The organism is Streptomyces sp. NPDC091682, assembly GCF_044756625.1.
Taxonomy (GTDB): domain Bacteria; phylum Actinomycetota; class Actinomycetes; order Streptomycetales; family Streptomycetaceae; genus Streptomyces.
On the sequence record NZ_JBIVTH010000006.1, the window covers coordinates 433871 to 450931 of the forward strand.

General features: G+C 72.1%; 13 protein-coding genes. 8 read left to right on the plus strand and 5 right to left on the minus strand.

What is annotated here, in order from left to right:
- Positions 1-5 precede the first annotated feature (5 nt).
- Both ACIQK6_RS17290 and ACIQK6_RS17295 read left to right on the plus strand, forming a co-directional pair.
- Positions 6-485 (plus strand): hypothetical protein, encoded by a 480-nt coding sequence (locus ACIQK6_RS17290; RefSeq protein ID WP_402695021.1) that lies wholly within the window; start codon positions 6-8, stop codon positions 483-485.
- 126 nt (positions 486-611) lie between these two features.
- Entirely contained in the window at positions 612-1568 is a 957-nt protein-coding gene (locus tag ACIQK6_RS17295; RefSeq protein ID WP_327382977.1) for a bifunctional riboflavin kinase/FAD synthetase, read from the plus strand.
- A 63-nt stretch (positions 1569-1631) separates the two neighbouring features.
- On the opposite strand, the gene ACIQK6_RS17300 is transcribed toward ACIQK6_RS17295, so the two are convergent.
- The 3 genes from ACIQK6_RS17300 to eccE form a co-directional block, all read right to left on the minus strand.
- Positions 1632-4025, minus strand: a complete 2394-nt coding sequence (locus tag ACIQK6_RS17300; protein ID WP_329098771.1) for an SCO5717 family growth-regulating ATPase — start codon at positions 4023-4025, stop codon at positions 1632-1634.
- 105 nt (positions 4026-4130) lie between these two features.
- On the minus strand, positions 4131-4829 hold the full coding sequence (locus tag ACIQK6_RS17305; protein WP_329098770.1) for a hypothetical protein: 699 nt from the start codon (positions 4827-4829) through the stop codon (positions 4131-4133).
- On the minus strand, positions 4826-6100 hold the full coding sequence (eccE, locus tag ACIQK6_RS17310) for a type VII secretion protein EccE (protein ID WP_329098769.1): 1275 nt from the start codon (positions 6098-6100) through the stop codon (positions 4826-4828). Before eccE ends, ACIQK6_RS17305 begins: the two co-directional genes overlap by 4 nt.
- Before the next feature lie 258 nt (positions 6101-6358).
- Here eccE and eccB point away from each other — a divergent pair, with 258 nt between their 5' ends.
- From eccB to ACIQK6_RS17330, 4 genes are all read left to right on the plus strand, one after another.
- A complete protein-coding gene (gene eccB / locus ACIQK6_RS17315; RefSeq protein WP_329098768.1) occupies positions 6359-7936 on the plus strand; it encodes a type VII secretion protein EccB in 1578 nt (525 codons plus the stop codon).
- Positions 7937-7947: 11 nt separating this feature from the next.
- A complete protein-coding gene (gene mycP / locus ACIQK6_RS17320; protein WP_329098767.1) occupies positions 7948-9234 on the plus strand; it encodes a type VII secretion-associated serine protease mycosin in 1287 nt (428 codons plus the stop codon).
- 212 nt (positions 9235-9446) lie between these two features.
- Positions 9447-9785 (plus strand): WXG100 family type VII secretion target, encoded by a 339-nt coding sequence (locus ACIQK6_RS17325; RefSeq protein WP_329098766.1) that lies wholly within the window; start codon positions 9447-9449, stop codon positions 9783-9785.
- Between the two features lie 44 nt (positions 9786-9829).
- Entirely contained in the window at positions 9830-10135 is a 306-nt protein-coding gene (locus ACIQK6_RS17330; RefSeq protein WP_030009524.1) for a WXG100 family type VII secretion target, read from the plus strand.
- Positions 10136-10216: 81 nt separating this feature from the next.
- Here the strand turns inward: ACIQK6_RS17330 and ACIQK6_RS17335 are convergent, their stop codons facing one another.
- Positions 10217-10465, minus strand: coding sequence for a DUF397 domain-containing protein (locus tag ACIQK6_RS17335; protein ID WP_329098765.1), 249 nt, complete (start codon positions 10463-10465; stop codon positions 10217-10219).
- 166 nt (positions 10466-10631) lie between these two features.
- A complete protein-coding gene (gene eccCa, locus ACIQK6_RS17340; protein ID WP_329098764.1) occupies positions 10632-14588 on the minus strand; it encodes a type VII secretion protein EccCa in 3957 nt (1318 codons plus the stop codon).
- Between the two features lie 197 nt (positions 14589-14785).
- Here eccCa and eccD point away from each other — a divergent pair, with 197 nt between their 5' ends.
- Positions 14786-16294, plus strand: a complete 1509-nt coding sequence (gene eccD / locus ACIQK6_RS17345; protein ID WP_402695022.1) for a type VII secretion integral membrane protein EccD — start codon at positions 14786-14788, stop codon at positions 16292-16294.
- Positions 16295-16479: 185 nt separating this feature from the next.
- Positions 16480-16767, plus strand: a complete 288-nt coding sequence (gene rpsO, locus ACIQK6_RS17350) for a 30S ribosomal protein S15 (protein WP_030011220.1) — start codon at positions 16480-16482, stop codon at positions 16765-16767.
- Positions 16768-17061 lie beyond the last annotated feature (294 nt).

The following is a 17061-nucleotide window of genomic DNA, read 5'->3' on the forward strand; positions in this document are numbered from 1 at the left end:
TCTTCGTGGACAGGCGGCTCGACCAGGGCCCCGCCGCCGCCTTGGTGGTGCGGCCCCTGGTCCTGGAGCTGCTCCTCGGTGCCCCGGCCGTGGTGCGGTCCGCGCTGGCCGTCGTACTGGCCGCGCCGGGCTGCGAGGCCTCGCACCCGCTGCGCGGGGAACTGGCCGACACCCTGCTGCGCGAGGAGGTCGATCCGCAGGTCCTCGACGCCTTCCTCGGAGCCGTCGCGGCCGGGGCCTCCGGGCGCGCGGAGGACCGTACGCGGGAGCTGCTGAGGCGCACCGGGCGGCAGTTGCTGCGGGCCCCGGGCGGGGCGGCGGTCTTCGAACGGCGGACGGTGGAGCTGGCCCGGGCCGAACCGGCCTTCGGGGCGCTGGTGGCCCGCTGGCAGGCGACGGCGGAAGCGGAGGCCGCGGCCCTGCTCGGGCCGAGCGCCCGGCGGACGGTGGAGACCCTGAGCAGGGCGGCCGCGGACGTGACGTGACGACAGACACGGTGGCGCGTCCAGTCAGATGCCGATGCGGGGCACCGGCCACCGGCATGGCAGTCTTAGACCTGCAATCGGCAATCAGTTCAAGGACTAAACGGGTTCGGGCGAGGAGCGGTCACAGTGCAGCGCTGGCGTGGCTTGGAGGACATCCCCCAGGACTGGGGACGCAGCGTCGTCACCATCGGCTCCTACGACGGCGTGCACCGGGGACATCAGCTGATCATTGGGCGTGCGGTGGCCACGGCGCGCGAGCTCGGCGTCCCCTCCGTGGTGGTCACCTTCGACCCGCACCCCAGCGAGGTGGTCCGCCCCGGCAGCCACCCGCCGATCCTGGCCCCGTACGACCGGCGCGCCGAGCTGATGGCCGGGCTGGGCGTGGACGCGCTGCTGATCCTGCCGTTCACGGCGGAGTTCTCCCAGCTCTCCCCGGCCGACTTCATCGTGAAGGTGCTCGTCGACAAGCTGCACGCGCGCGCCGTCATCGAGGGCCCGAACTTCCGCTTCGGCCACCGGGCCGCCGGGAACGTCGACTTCCTGCGCGAGCTGGGCTCCACGTACGACTACGAGGTGGACGTCGTGGACCTGGTCGAGCGGGGCGAGGCGGGTGGCGGGGTGCCGTTCTCCTCGACGCTGGCACGCAGGCTGGTCTCGGAGGGCGACATGGACGGCGCGGCGGAGATCCTGGGGCGTCCGCACCGCGTCGAGGGCGTGGTGGTGCGCGGTGCGCAGCGCGGACGCGAACTCGGCTACCCGACGGCGAACGTCGAGACGCAGCCGCACACCGCGATCCCGGCGGACGGGGTCTACGCGGGCTGGCTGACGGCGGACGGTGAGCGGATGCCCGCGGCGATCTCGGTGGGGACGAACGTGCAGTTCGACGCGACCGAGCGGACCGTGGAGGCGTACGCGATCGACCGCGTGGGGCTGGACCTGTACGGGATGCACGTCGCCGTCGACTTCCTCGCCTACGTGCGGGGGATGGCGAAGTTCGAGTCGCTGGACGGGCTGTTGGAAGCGATCGCGAACGACGTGAAGCGGGCGCGGGTGTTGACGGACGCGTACGACTTGAAGCGCTGACGAACGAAGCGCAAGGGCCCGTACCACCCTCGGGGTGGTACGGGCCCTTCGCTGTGTCGCCGGTCAGCCGAGGCGCGGGTCGCGCGGGGGCTGCTGGGGCTGGGGCGGCTGTTGTTGCGGGGCCTGGGGCTGGGGTTGTTGCCAGGGCTGGCCGGGCTGGGGGTACGGCTGGCTGTAGGGCTGGGGCTGGGGTTGGGGCGGCTGCTGGTACGGGGGCTGGCCCTGGGGCTGGCCGTACGGCTGCGGCTGCTGAGGGGGCTGGTGCCCATAGGGCTGCTGAGGAGACTGGGGCTGCTGCGGCGCACCCCAGTGTCCCTGCGGGGCCTGCTGCTGGGCCCGCAGGAAGTCCTCGGCCACGAGTGCGGAGAGGTTGAAGTACGCCTCGCGCGTCTTGGGCCGCATCATGTCGAGATCGACCTCCGCGCCGGCCGCGAGGTGCTCGTCGAACGGCACCACGACGACACCGCGGCAGCGGGTCTCGAAGTGCTGCACGATGTCCTCGATCTTGATCATCTTGCTGGTCTCGCGGACCCCCGAGATGACGGTGAGGGAGCGCGAGACGAGGTCGGCGTACCCGTGCGCGGAGAGCCAGTCGAGGGTGGTGCTGGCGCTGCTGGCGCCGTCCACGGACGGGGTCGAGATGATGATCAGCTGATCGGCCAGGTCCAGGACGCCGCGCATGGCGGAGTAGAGGAGGCCGGTGCCCGAGTCGGTCAGGATGATCGGGTACTGGCGGCCCAGCGTCTCGATGACGCGGCGGTAGTCCTCGTCGTTGAAGGTCGTGGAGACGGCCGGGTCCACGTCGTTGGCGATGATCTCCAGACCGGAGGGCGCCTGCGAGGTGAACCGGCGGATGTCCATGTACGAGTGCAAGTACGGGATCGCCTGGACCAGGTCCCGGATGGTGGCGCCGGTCTCGCGGCGGACCCGACGGCCGAGCGTACCGGCGTCGGGGTTCGCGTCGATGGCCAGGATCTTGTCCTGGCGCTCGGTGGCGAGGGTGGCACCGAGGGCGGTGGTGGTCGTGGTCTTGCCGACGCCGCCCTTGAGACTGATGACGGCGATCCGGTAGCAGGACATGACCGGGGTGCGGATCAGCTCCAGCTTGCGCTGGCGCTCCGCTTCGGCCGCCTTGCCGCCGAAGCGGAACAGGCCGCCGACGCCGTTGTTGTTCTTGGGCTTCTGCTTGTTGCGCAGCAGGCGGTCGGACGACAGCTCGACGGCGGCGGTGTAACCGAGGGGCGCCCCGCCGCCGGTCTGGCCGGCCGAGTAGCGCGGGTCGTGCGGTTGCGGCTGCGGCTGGGGGTGCTGTTGGGGCTGCTGCGGGGGTTGCTGCTGCCCGGGCCCGGCCGACCACTGGCCGACGGTGCGCGGGTCGTAGTGCTGGGGTGGCTGGGACTGCGGCAGAGCGGGAGACGGGGGCGGGAACGGGTAGTCGTCCGGGGTCCCGAACGCGGGCGGCGGCGAAAGCAGTTCGCCGACGGGCCCCCCGAACGGGGTTTCCGCGACGGCCGGCGGCGCGTCCGCGGGGCTGACCGGCTCCGGCTCTGGCTCCGACGCCGGAGCCACTACGGGCTGCTCGGCGGGCGGCAGTACGGGCGTTCCCTCGGCGGGAGTGCGCTGCGGTACGGCCCAGGGCGCGGGCGGGACCTCCGCCGCCGGCTCGGCGACCGGCTCCACGACGGGGGCCGATGGAAGGGGCGGGTAGGGCGTGACCACGTCGACGGGCGGCAGCGCGGGGAACGGCGTTACGGGCGGGGGGTCGACGGGAGCCGGCTCCGGAGCGACCTCATCGGCCGCAGGTACGGGTGCGGGCACGTCGGCGACCGGGGTTGCGGCCGGGAACGGCTCGACCGGGGCCGGGGCTTCGAGCCCCGACGGGGCGTTCTCGGCGGGAGCCGGAACCTCGACCGGAACCTCAACCAGAGCCGGAGCCGGCGGCTCGATCGGCGTCGGAGCAGGGGTCGGAGCCGCGATCGGGTAGGACGGCGCCGACTCGAAGGGAGCCGGAACCGGAACCGAGGTCGACGCCTCGGTCGGTGCCGGTGCCGGTGCCGGTGCCGGTGCCGGGGCGGGAACCTCGGCCTGGGCGGGCGCCGGGGCCGGAGTCGAGTACGGCAGTGCCGGAGCCCGGTACGTCGGGGCCGGTTCGACCGGGGCCGCGGGAGCGGGTGGGAAGGGCGCCGGCAGGCCCGCACCGTCGGACGGCGTCCGCGGCACCGGCGGAGCGATCCGCACGGTCGAGGGCGATTCCAGCTCCGACGGGCGGTGGGGCTCGAAGCCGCTGCCCTCGGGGAGGCCCGGAACCTGTGCGGCCGGCGTCCCGCCCTGCATGTACCAGGCCGGCGGGGTGTAGTCGATGGTGAACTCGCCCGTCACCTCGGGCTCCGCGTCGGACTGATCGTCCGTCGGGACGTCCCACGTCCCGCCGCGCCTCTCGTTCCGATCGCCGCTCACTGGTCCTCCTGGTCTGTCGAACACTGGTCCGGCGCCCACCTCGCCGCGCCCGGACCCAGCCTAATCGCGCCCCGACACCACTGTCCGCCCCCCTCGGGAGCCGGGTCAGTCGATGCGCCGGGCCCCGCCGAGCAGGCCCGTCTCCGCGTCCGTCCCCTGCGTCATCACGAACTGTCGGTCCCGCGGCGTGCACCACAGGGTCACCCCGTCGCCCAGCGTCGGCAGGGAGTCCACCGCCTGTCTCGGGAGCCGCATCAGGCTGCCGATCTGCTCCGCCTCGTCGGGGGACACCCGCTGCACCCCCACCAGGGACGCCTGCTGGAGCAGGCGCGGCGCCGTCGGGCTCAGGTACGGCAGCAGGGTCAGCACCGACTGCCACGGCCCGGCCACCACGCGCCCGCGCGGCGGCCGCATCCCGCAGTCACGGATCACCAGCACCGGGCTGCCGGCCGAGGCGCCCTGCGGCGGGATCCGACCCACCTCGTGCAAGGTCACGCACTGCTGCCCGCCGCCCGCCGCCTGGGCCAACCCGGACCACGCCCGCCCGCGCCCGGTCTCCACCGCCACGCGCGCCCCCGTGGCCGCCGCGCGCAGCGCCAACACCTGTGCTGTCCACAGGCCGCCGATCAGCGTCACCTCGTACGGCGTCGGCCGGTTGATGCCGAGCACCGCCGACCGGCCCTCGGCGTCCACACCGATGACGACCCCGTCGTCCCCGACGGGCAGTGCCAGCAGGTCCAGGTCCGCGACGGGGACCACGTGCCGCTCCCGTCGCGGGCCGACCAGCCCGAATCCGCCCCTCATCGCGCCCCTCCCAGCGGCAGCGAAGCCAGCAGCCCCGGCACCTGTTCCCGGTCGAGCCGGACCAGCCCGGTCTTCACGCCCCGCGCCGTCCTCTCCAACTCCCGTCGTGCCGCGACCAGTTCCTCATCGCTCCGCCCTGTCACCCGTACGTGTCCGCTCAAGGTGACGCTCTGTCGCTCCGCCGGGGCCATCGTCAGGCTGAAGTTCGTCGCGAGCGCGGGCAGCGAGGTGAGGAGCGCCACGAACTGCGGCAGCGCCGCCGCACCGGCGCCGCCCAGCTGCGGCCAGCGACCTATCCAGTACGTCGTGTGCCGCCGGTCGTCGCAGCGCCAGGTCCGCGAGGTCTCCTCGGTCCGCCGCCCGGTGCTGCTCGACCGCCCGGCCTGGGTGATCGCCATCGGGTTCGCGCACGAGGAGGTGGCCAGCGCCGCCGTCAGTTCCTGCTCGGTGAGCACGGAGGCGGTGAAACCGGCCCCGGCCAGCCGGCTCGCCAACTGGTCGGCCGCGCGCACCAGGCAGCGCTGTGCACCGGCGAGCCCGCCGCCGCGCGCAGTGACCGCCTCGGGGCACAGCTCCGGGTCGAGCTTGAGGGCGATCCAGGTCAGCCGGACCGCCGGGGTGCCCGTCCGGGCTTGCAGCGGCGCGTAGTTGCGGGTCGCCATCGACTGCGCGGGCAGGTGCGGGGCCGGCGCCGGCTGGGTGTGCTGCACGAGCTGCGCGGACTCCAGCCGGATGCCGTCCACTTCGAGGATGTCCCGCACGACGGCCAGCGGCAGCGGCCGCGTCGCCCGGTCGGGCCGCAGCGCGGTGGCGTCCGTGTCCACCTGGACGACCGCGGTCAGGAAGGTCCCGTCGCCGACCATGCCGACCGGACGCCGGTCACGGTCGCTGAAGGTGAGGGTGCGCAGCGCCGGATCGGCCTCGACCAGCGGCGCCAGCCCCGGCTCCGTGCCCGCGGGTACGGTGAAGGCGGCGGCCCGGCGCCGGCGTGAACGCAGTGCGAGCACACCGCCGATCCACTCCGGCAGGGAGCGCTGGTGGCGGCGTACGACGGCGAGCACCACCAGGACGAGTGCGAGCACACCGGTGGGAACCAGCAGCAAGGGTTCAACCACCCAGGCCACCAGGAGTGCGGCTGCCGCGACTTGGAGCAGCACGAGCTGTTGCAGTCGGAACGGGCCGAAGCGGCCGGGGCTCGACTTCGGATGCGGCGTCACCCCGACGCGTGCCGGTGCGGGCGCTCCGGCCTGCTGCTCCGTCGCGGTGGCCATCACTCGCGCACTTCCCCTTTCCGGGGCCAGACCCCATGAGTTCCGGCACTGCGCGACACCTGCCGCACGACCCCGGAATCTCCCCAATCCACCCCAACAAGCCCTGATTGAACCGGTGCGGAAGGGGCTGGGCGGCAGCCTCACCCTACCCGGCCCCTTCATACCGTCCGTCAAGAGGCATAGTAGGTGCCCGGTCCGACAATCGAGGCCCGGGGACCGTACTCACCGGCCGGGCCGTGCGGGGAGAAGCAGGCGGTCATGGCATCACGACGTGATGAGCTCAACGCGTACACCTTTGCGAAGCGGCGCACGGTGGCCGCGTTCCTCCAGCCATCCGCCACGGGCACCGAGGAGGGCGCGCCGCGCCCGCTGCGCGCGGTCCTTCCCGGGCTGATCGTGGGCGCGCTCGTGCTCGCCGGATTCGGCGCCTGGGGCATGTTCAAGCCGACCGCCCCCAAGGGCTGGGCGGAACCGGGGACCAGGGTCATCGTCGGCAAGGACTCGACGACGCGGTACGTGGTCCTGACGACGAAGGTGGGCGGCAAGGATCAGACGCGGCTGCACCCGGTCCTGAACCTGGCCTCCGCCCGACTCCTGCTGGATCCCTCGAAGTTCAAGGTGATCCAGGTCGAGGACAAGGTCCTCGACGCGGGCAAGCCGCCGCGCGGCCCCATCATCGGCATCCAATACGCCCCGGACCGACTCCCCTCCAAGGACGACGCGGGCAAGGCCAAGCGCTGGGCCGTCTGCCAGCAGCCCGGCGGCAACGGCCGGGGCGTGCAGACCGCCACCTTCGTCCTCGCCGACCGCGAGGCGGCCAAGACGGACGACACCCGCAGGCTCACCGACACCCAGGCGCTGTACGTGCAGAGCACGGCCGCCGGCCAGGAGCGCTACCTGGTCGACGCGGCCGGTACGAAGTACAAGTTCCCGGAGGGCACCCCGGCCGCCGGGACGATGACCAATGCGCTGGTCGGCACGGGCGCCACCCCCCAACAGGTCAGTCCGGAATGGTTGGGGACCCTCAACTCCGGCGACGACCTGTCGTTCCCGCAGCTGCCCGGCAAGGCCAACACCGACGCCGGGGTCAAGGGGCTGGGCACCGCCGACAACAAGGTCGGGATGGTGCTCAAGGCGCAGACCGGCTCCGGCGCACAGCACTACGTGGTGCTGCCCGGGAAGGTCGCACCGGTCTCCGACTTCGTCGCCTGGCTGCTGATCTCGGCTCCCGCGACCGACGGCCTCAACATGCACGGCAAGCCCCGCGAGGTCGACCTCCAGTCGATCAACCCGGACGCCGCCCCGTTCGCTGGCGACATCAAGTGGCCCCAGAAGAAGACCGAACGGATCAACCAGACGGCGCCGCCCGCCGGCAACCAGACCGGCGGGGCCAACAACCGCGACACGGTCTGCAGCGTCCTGCGTTCGGTCGACGGGCAGGGCAACCAGACCCTGAGCACGTGGGCCGGCACCGGCTTCCCCATCGACATCACCGCCAGCGGCACCAGCGCGTACGTCACGCCCGGCTCGGGCCTGCTGTACACCCAGGTCCAGGGCAAGCAGACCACGGCCGGCGGCTCCCTCTTCCTGGTCACCGACACCGGGCTGCGGTACGCCGTCCAGGCCAACGGCGACAGCGACGCCGAGCAGTCGAAGATCGGTGCTCCCGACCAGTCGAAGGCCGGTGCGGACGGCCGCCCCGAGGCCAGCCAGGCGCAGGTCCGGCTCGGCTACGGCGGCATCAGCCCGGCCATGGTGCCCATCGCCTGGTCGGAGTTCCTCTCCAAGGGGCCGCGCCTGGACACCAACTCCGCCCGTCAGCCCCAGGGTTCGTGAGGAAGCCGGCGATGACCCTGACCCACGCGCCCCGGCGGGCCCTCCTGGCTGCTGCCTTCGTCCTCACCCTGGCCCCGGGCGGCACGGGCACGGCCGCCGCGGCCGGATCCACCGCGCCGCAGTCCCCGTACGCACCCGTGCCCTCCGGGCAACTCCCGCACGCACTCGGCCTCGACGGCGCGGGGGAGTGCACCTTCCCGATGAAGAAGCAGATCGAGGACCGGCCCTGGTCCCTCCAGCGACTGCTGCTCGACGAGTTGTGGGCGCAGACCAAGGGCAAGGACAAGAAGGGCAACAGCGTCCGCGTCGCGGTCATCGACACCGGCGTGGACCGGGCGAACCCGCAACTCAGCGCGGCCATCGACACCGGAGCCGGCAAGGACTTCGTCGACCCCAAGGGCGGCGACGGCACGGTCGACACCATCGGCCACGGCACCAAGGTCGCCGGGCTGATCGCGGCCCGCCCCCAGCAGGGCACCGGCTTCGTCGGCCTGGCCCCGGAATCCACGATCATCCCGATCCGGCAGAACGACGGGCAGGGCAAGGGCAACGCCGCGAACCTGAGCCAGGCCATCGACCACGCGGTGGCCAAGGGCGCCCAAGTGATCAACATTTCCCAGGACACCGACGCACAGCTGTCCGCCGAATCCGATCTCGGCAAATCGGTCCAGAAGGCCATCGCCGCCAACGTCGTGGTGGTGGCCTCGGCGGGCAACGACGGCCTGAGCGGCGAGAAGCGCAAGACCTACCCGGCGGCCTTCCCCGGCGTGCTCGCCGTGGCAGCCTCGGACCGCAACAACGAGCGGGCCGGATTCTCCCAGCCCGGTGACTTCATCGGGGTGGCGGCGCCCGGCGTCGACATGGTCTCCACCGTTCCCGGCTTCGGCCAGTGCATCGACAACGGCACCAGTTTCTCCGCGCCGTACGTCGCCGGCGTCGCCGCCCTGCTGCGCGCCGAGCACGCGGATTGGTCCGCGCAGCAGATCGTCTGGCAGATCCAGAACACCGCCGAACGCGCGGTCAACGGTCATGACGACTACGTGGGTTGGGGCGTCGTCGACCCGGTGCGCGCGCTCTCCCGCGACCAGGAGGCCCCGAAGGCTCCGGTCCCCGACCCCGGACCGCCCCCGGCGGCCGCCCCCGAGGCGGCGCCGTTGCGACTCACCGAGACGGCACAGGAGCGCGAGGAGCGGTTCGGCACGTACGCTCTCGGCATCGGCGCGATCCTGATCGCCGTCATCGCCGGTACCGCGACGGTCGTCCGGGATGCCCGCGGCCGCCGACGCCGTTTGCAGTGAACGGTCACAGTTCATCTACGGAAGCGCCCCACCGGTGTTGGGGGCGGGCAGTGAACTGGCTAGAGTGGCACCAGGCTTCACGAGTGTGATCGGGGGATCGCGTGAAGCGGAGGGGGAAGGCCCGGGCGCGTGGTTCACAACCGCGCCGGGCACGTCCGCTCCGCTGCGCAATCCGCCGGTGCTGCCGGCGAATTGAGAAGTGAGGAGCTTCGATGAGCACGAACACCTTCGGACTTGCAGACGATCCGGTCGTCCAGGCGAAGAACAAGATCGAGCAGACGGCCAACGCCGTCACCACGCAGGCCCGCGAGCTGGCCGACATCCTGGCCACCGTGAGCGCCGGCTGGACCGGTGTGGGTGCCTCGGGCTTCACGTCCGCGCAGACCATGGTCAACGAGGACCACGACGAGATCCGCCGGATGCTCGGCGTCCTGCACAACGCCGTGGCGCAGACCAAGAACCTCAGCAACGCCCAGGACGACGAGGTGCGCGCCGCGTTCAAGGCCGTTCAGAGCCAGTCCGGCAACAGCTCCGGCCTCAACAGCGTCTGACATCGGGCCCTTCACCACCCGGCCGCACCGACAAGGAGAAGAACATGGCTAACGACGGGCACACTCGGGTCCGGTACGAGACGGTCCAGCAGATGGCGGACCGCATCCGCACCGTCTCCAAGAACATCCTCAAGGACCTCGAGGAGATGGACTCGGCCCTGAAGGTCGTCACCGACACCTGGGACGGTACCGCGCACGAGCAGTACGTCCAGCTGCAGACGAAGTACAAGGGCAAGGCGGACAGCATGCAGAAGCAGCTGGAGCACGTGGCCCAGCTGATCGAGCGCGGCAAGGGCGACTACCGCGCCACCGACGTGAAGGCCTCGCGCCTGTTCACCGAGGCGTACTGAGCCGGGACCCGTGAGGGTCCGTACGTGCCGAAGGGGCGCGCCCGCACCGGGCGCGCCCCTTCGACGTGTGCTCCAGGACCCTCACTCAGGCTGTGGACGGTCGAGGTCGAACTCGCCGTCCCTGGCCCCGAGCACGAAGGCCTCCCACTCGGCGGCCGTGTACCGCAGCACCGTCTCCCGGTCCAGCGAGGACCGCATGGCCACCGCGCCCTCGGGGAGCCGGGCGATCTCGACCCGCTCCTCGTCGGGGCTGGTCCCGGGCGGCCCTTCCCACTCCACACCGCTGATGTCGAGCGCGTACAGCTCGTCCTTCTCCTGCTGGGTGCCCATGGGCGGCCTTTCCCTCGGTGACGCGGTCTTCACGGCCGATTATCGGGGTTGCGCCACCGGCCGGGACAGCTTTCCCCGGATGCCCCGATGCCCCGATGCCCCGAAGCCCCGAAGTTCCGATCCTCCGGTGGCCGGCGGCGATGCCGCCGGCCACCGGACGGACGGCTCACATGCCGCCCGGCATCCGGCCGAGCTGCACCAGCGACGTCCCCCGCCTGCGCGAGACGAAGCTGGCCCGGCCCGGCGGCATCGGACGCGGCCGCACCGTGCCCACCAGATCCCCCTCGGACGGGTCGCCGGACAGCACCAGACCCTGCGCGCCCAGCTCCTTGATCCGCTGCATGAACGGCTCGTACAGCGAACGCGAGGCACCCGCCGAGTTGCGCGCGATGATGAAGCGGACGCCCGTGTCGCGGGCGAAGGGCAGGAACTCCACCAGCGGCGCCAGCGGATTGCCCTGGCTCGTGGAGACCAGGTCGAAGTCGTCGATGATGATGAACACGTCCGGGCCCGTCCACCAACTGCGGTCGCGCAGCTGCTGCGGAGTGACGTCGGTCGGCGGCTGCCGCCGCGAGAACACCCCGCCCAGCGCCTCCATGTGCATCTGCAGGGAGCTCGCCATCGGCGCGTACTCCAGCAGGTGCTCCTCCGGCAGCGCCCCGAGCAGGCTCCGCCGGTAGTCGCCGACGACCAGACGCGCCTGGTCCGGCGTGTAGCGCTCGGAGATCTGCTTGGCGATGAGCCGCAGCAGGTTCGTCTTGCCCGACTCGCTCTCACCGAAGACGAGGAGGAAGGGATCGGACTCGAAGTCGACGAACACCGGCTCCAGGTCGATCTCGTCGATGCCGATCGCGATCCCGCGGCCGGGGTACTCCCCGCCCTTCGGCAGCTGGTCGGAACGGAGCAGCCGCGGCAGCAGCCGTACGCCGGGAGCCGCCTGCCCCGCCCAGCTCTCCTTCACCGCGGTCACGAAGGAGGTCGTGGCCTCCGACAGGTCGGCGGCCTCGTGCGAACCGTCGATCCGCGGCAGCGCGCCCAGGAAGTGCAGCTTCTCCGCGACCTGGCCGCGGCCGGGCATCCCCGTGGGGACGTTCGCCGCGACCTTGCGGTCGAACTCGGAGTCCATCGTGTCGCCGAGGCGCAGCTCCAGCCGGCTGAGCATCTGGTCCTTGAGCGCGGCCCGCACCTCCATGTACCTCGCCGCGGTGATCACCACGTGGATGCCGTAGCCCAGACCGCGGGAGGCGATGTCCGTGACGATCTGCTCCAGGCCCTCGTACTCGCCCCGGAAGTTGCCCCAGCCGTCGACGACCAGGAACACGTCGCCCCACGGCTCGTGCGGCAGGTCACCGGCCGCCCGACGGCGCCGGTAGGTACCGATCGAGTCGATGTTGTTCGAGCGGAAGAACTCCTCGCGGCGGTTGAGGATGCCCACCACCTCCGCGACCGTGCGCCGGACCCGCTCCGGGTCCAGGCGCGAGGCGATCCCGCCCACGTGCGGCAGTTCGGCGATCGACGACAGGCTGCCACCACCGAAGTCCAGCCCGTAGAACTGCACCTCGCGCGGGGTGTGGGTGAGCGCGAACGAGGAGATCAGCGTCCGCATCAGCGTCGACTTGCCCGACTGCGGACCGCCGACCACCATCATGTGGCCCGCCGCACCCGAGAAGTCCCGGTACAGCACCTCGCGCCGCTGCTCGAACGGCTTGTCGATGAGGCCGAGCGGCACGACGAGCCCGCCGGGCCGCGTGTACCCGTCCGCGTGCAGCCCGCGCTCCGGGCTCGGCGCCAGCGCCGGCAGCAGCTGGTCCAGCGGCGGCGCCTGGTCGAGCGGCGGCAACCACACCTGGTGCGCCGGCACCCCCTGCCCCTCCAGCCGGCTCACGATCACGTCCAGCACCGTGTCCGCCAGCGCGTCGTCCTCCCGCGGCGCCTGCGCCGCGAGGTACGCAGGATCCGGGGCCGCGTACACCACCGGCACCGGGGCCGCCGTGAACAGCGCGGGCCGCCGCTCCACCGGGAACTGCCCCACCGACAGGTCCGGCCCGCCCGAGCGGTAGGTGCCCGAGACGTACGCCGCCTTGAAGCGGGTCATCTCGTCCGTACCGAACTTCAGATAGCCCGAACCCGGCACCGACGGCAGGTGGTAGGCGTCCGGCACGCCGATCGCCGTCCGCGACTCCGCCGCCGAGAAGGTCCGCAGACCGATCCGGTACGACAAGTACGTGTCCAGCCCGCGTAGCTTGCCCTCCTCCAGGCGCTGCGAGGCCAGCAGCAGGTGCACGCCCAGCGAACGGCCGATGCGGCCGATCTGGATGAACATGTCGATGAAGTCCGGCTTCGCCGTCAGCAGCTCGCTGAACTCGTCGATGACCAGCACCAGCGAGGCCAGCGGCTCCAGCGGGGCACCCGCCGCGCGGGCCTTCTCGTAGTCGTGGATGTTCGCGTAGTTGCCCGCCGAACGCAGCAGTTCCTGACGTCGCTGCAGCTCACCGCGGATCGAGTCGCCCATCCGGTCCACGAGCGTGAGGTCGTCGGCCAGGTTGGTGATCACCGCCGCGACGTGCGGCATCTGCCCCATGCCCGTGAAGGTCGCACCGCCCTTGAAGTCGGCGAGCACGAAGTTCAGGGTCTCCGACGTGTGCGTGACCGCGAGCCCCAGCACCAGCGTGCGCAACAGCTCCGACTTGCCGGAACCGGTCGCACCCACGCACAGACCGTGCGGCCCCATGCCCTCCTGCGCGGCCTCCTTCAGGTCCAGCATCACCGGAGCGCCGTCCTCACCGACACCGATCGGCACGCGCAACCGCTCGCCGGCCGACCTCGGCCGCCAGGTCCGCGCGACGTCGACCGCGGCCGCGTCGCCCAGGTTCAGCAGGTCGGTGAAGTCCAGATTGGCCAGCAGCGGCTCGTCGTCGTCCCCGCCGCCCGTGCGCATCGGCGCCAACTGCCGGGCCAGCGCCTCCGCCGCGGGGAGCGACAAAGCGTCCGGCACGCCCTCGTACGCGACCCCCGCGCCCGACTCCAGACGCAGCCGGCCCGGCCGCACCACGACCGACAGCCCGCCGCGCGGCTCGTCCAGCTCGCCCGCGACCACCTCGACGATGGTGACGCCCTGCAGGCCCTCGGCCGCCGCGAACACCGAGTCCGGCGGCACCATGCCACCGTCCAGCACGACCACCAGGTGCGGCTGGTCCAGCACCGGGGACACCTCGCGGCTGAACCGCGGCCGGCCCTCCAACCTGGACGCCAGCAGCCCCTCCAGCTCGGCGAGGTCATCGCCGAACAGCCGCTTCGTACCGGCCCCGTCGACCTGCCCGGGGACCTGCGCGTGCGGCAGCCACTTCGTCCAGTCCCACGAGGGCACCGCACCCGGCGCCGCCACCACGGCCACCATCAGGTCCTCGGGGGAGTGCAACGTCGCCAGCTGCGCCACCATCGCCCGCGCGGTACTGCGCGCGGACTCCGGCTCCCCGGACACCGTCACGTGGTAGAAGGCGCGGATCGACAGCGCCATCGGCAGCCCGTCCAGCGAGGAGTGCACCTTCAGGAACCGCTGCATCGCGCCCGCGGTCAGCGGCTCCAGCTCGTCCACCGGAGCGGTGTCCGGCGCCACCAGCGGGGTCGCCAGGCGCTGCGCGCCCAGCCCGAGCCGCGCCTGCCCGAAGTCCTGGTCGCCGACCCGCCGCTCCCACAGCCGGGAGCCCTCCGCCACCACCGACCACAACTGCTCCGGTGCCGGGTGCAGATACAGCTGCGCGTCCCGCTGCGCCCGCGCCGTCCGGCGCACCTGACGACGCGTCTGTGCCAGATATTTGAGGTAGTCCCGGCGCACATCGGCCATTTGCCCCTGCGCACCGCGCCGGTGGCGCACCAACTGGGCGACGACCATGGCCACCGTCGACGTCAGCATCAGCACACCCATGATGCGCATGAAGGGGGCCGCGCCCGGCATGAAGAAGAAGACGACGGAGGAGCCCATGCCGAGCATCGGCAGGAGCTGCATCAACATGCCCTCCTGCTGCCCGCGCGGAAGTTCGGGCGGAGCCTCCAGCCGCAGCTCCTCCGCCGGAACCTCGGGCGGCAGGGACCGCGGCGGGCGTTTGACGACGATCTGGCTCACCGGAGCATCAATCCCTCGAAAACGGCTGGGACGTCGCAACCGGCGCCCCCAAGTCCCGGGCGCGAAGGGGGTCTCCCCCGCGCGACGGTGATCCTACTTGCCGACAGTCGGTCATTAGCCCGGTAGGGTGGCGCGCGCAGCATGCGCATCCGCGAATCAGTCCGCCGGTGCGGGCGCCAACCAGGGGGGTCACACAGGTGAGTACGGCCGGGACGACGGGATTCTGCAGGGTCACCGTCGTGGCTCCCGACAGTCGCATCGACGTCGCCCTCCCCGAGGACATCGCCGTCGCCGACGTCTACCCCGAGCTGCTGCGCCTCACCGGCCAGACCCAGCCGGTGGGCGCCCCGACCGGCTTCCACCTCGTACGCCGCTCCGGCACCGTCCTCGACGGCGCCCGGACCCTCGCCGGCCAGCAGGTCCTCGACGGCGAGGTGCTGAGCCTGCGCCCCTTCGCCGAATCCCTGCCGCCGGCCGTGTTCGACGACGTGTCCGACGCCGTCGCCTCCGCCGTCGTCCGCGACCGGCACCGCTGGAGCGACGACATGCTGCGCGGCGCGGGCCTGGCCGGCGCCGCCGTGCTGCTCGTCATGCTGGGCTTCGTCCTCTGGTACGCCGACCCGCTGCGCCACGACATGCACGGCCTGCCCGGGATCATCGCGGGCGCCGTCGGCATCCTGCTCACCGCCGTCGCCGGAGTGCGCGCCCGCGTCTACGGCGACCGCCTCTCCGCCGTCGCCCTCGGCCTCGGCGCCCTCCCGCACCTGATGATCGCCGGCTCCGGGATCATCGCCCCGGCCGTCGGCCAGGGACCGGGGCGCCTGCAGTTCCTGCTCGGCTGCGTCTGCGCCCTGATCGCCTCCGTCGCCCTGGTCGCGCTCACCCCCAGCGGCGACGCCCCCTTCGTCGCGGCCACCTTCGTCGCCGCCACCGGAACCCTCGCCACCTTCGTGGCCATCGCCACCGAGGCCTCCGCCACTCACACTGCCGCCGTCTGCGCCCCCGTCGCCATCGGCCTCGTCGCCTTCCTCCCCGGCCTCTCCGCCCGCTTCGCCCGCCTGCCCATCGGCTACGCCGCCCCGCAGAGCGCCACCGAGGATTACGAGACCCCGGACCGCTACGAGACCGAGCCGTACGGTGAGCAGCCCGGCTCCGACCAGCACGAGCCGGGCGCCGCCCCGCTCGACGCCGAGGCCATCGCCGCCCAGGCCCGCCGCGGCCACGAGATGCTGCTCGGCCTGGTCGGCGGCTGCGCCGCGGTCGCCGTCGGCGCCGCTGCCGTCCTCGGCTTCTCCGAGAACACCTGGGGCCGCCTGCTGGCACTCGCCACCGGCCTCGCCATGCTGCTGCGCGCCCGCCTCTTCCGTTACACCTCCCAGGTGGTCTGCGTCCTGACCGCGGGCCTCGTCGCCATCGCGCTGCTGATCCTGGGCATGGCCCTGCACCCGCCGACCGACCTGCTCGAAGCGCTCCTGCGGGAGCACGACAGCAGCGGCCTGGACCTCCGTACCATCTGGCTGACCGCCGCCGTCGCGGCCGGCGCGGCACTCCTCGCCGGAATTGCGCTGGTCATTCCCCGCAAGGGTCTGTCACCCTTCTGGGGGCGGCTGCTCGACCTCACCGAGGCGGCGGTCCTGCTCAGCCTCGTGCCGCTCACCCTGGCCGTGCTGGACGTGTACTCCCGCGCCAGGTCTCTCACCAGCTGAGACGTGGCGGAGCGGCGGCCTGGTACGCTGTGTGACGGCCGTTTGTGTACGCGTCCCCCGGATTCCTCGACGAGAGGGTCTACGGACTGCGCTCAGCGGACCCCGCCTCCCGAGTAACGGAAGCTCCCCAGAGACTCAGACCTGGGGCACTCGGTGGCAACGAAGACCTAAAACGAGGAGTACGCGTGCCGCTCGACGCCGCTACGAAGAAGCAGATCATCACCGAGTTCGGTGCCAAGGAGGGCGACACCGGCTCCCCCGAGGTCCAGGTTGCGATGCTCTCCCGCCGCATCTCGGACCTGACCGAGCACCTCAAGACGCACAAGCACGACCACCACTCCCGTCGTGGTCTGCTGATCCTGGTCGGCCAGCGTCGCCGCCTGCTGCAGTACCTGGCCAAGAAGGACATCCAGCGCTTCCGTACGCTGGTCGAGCGCCTCGGCATCCGCCGCGGTGCGGCCGGCGCCAAGTAAAGCGCTGTGAAGGGAGCGGTTCCCACATCCGGGGGCCGCTCCCTTTGCTGTACGTGCGGGACGGACCGGACCCTTTGTAGTCTGGAACGGACGCACGTGCGCGTCTGAGGAAGACGCGCACAACTGAAGAGGAGGAGCGCCCTCCCACGCCGCCGGTCCTCGGTAGTGGCACCCGGAATGCCCCCAAGGGCAACGAACCGGGTGCTTCGATCGAAGACCGGCCCGCACGCCAGGAGCGCTTCTCCGCAACCGTCCACCGCCACACGGGCGGCGGACGGAGACGACGAAAATGGA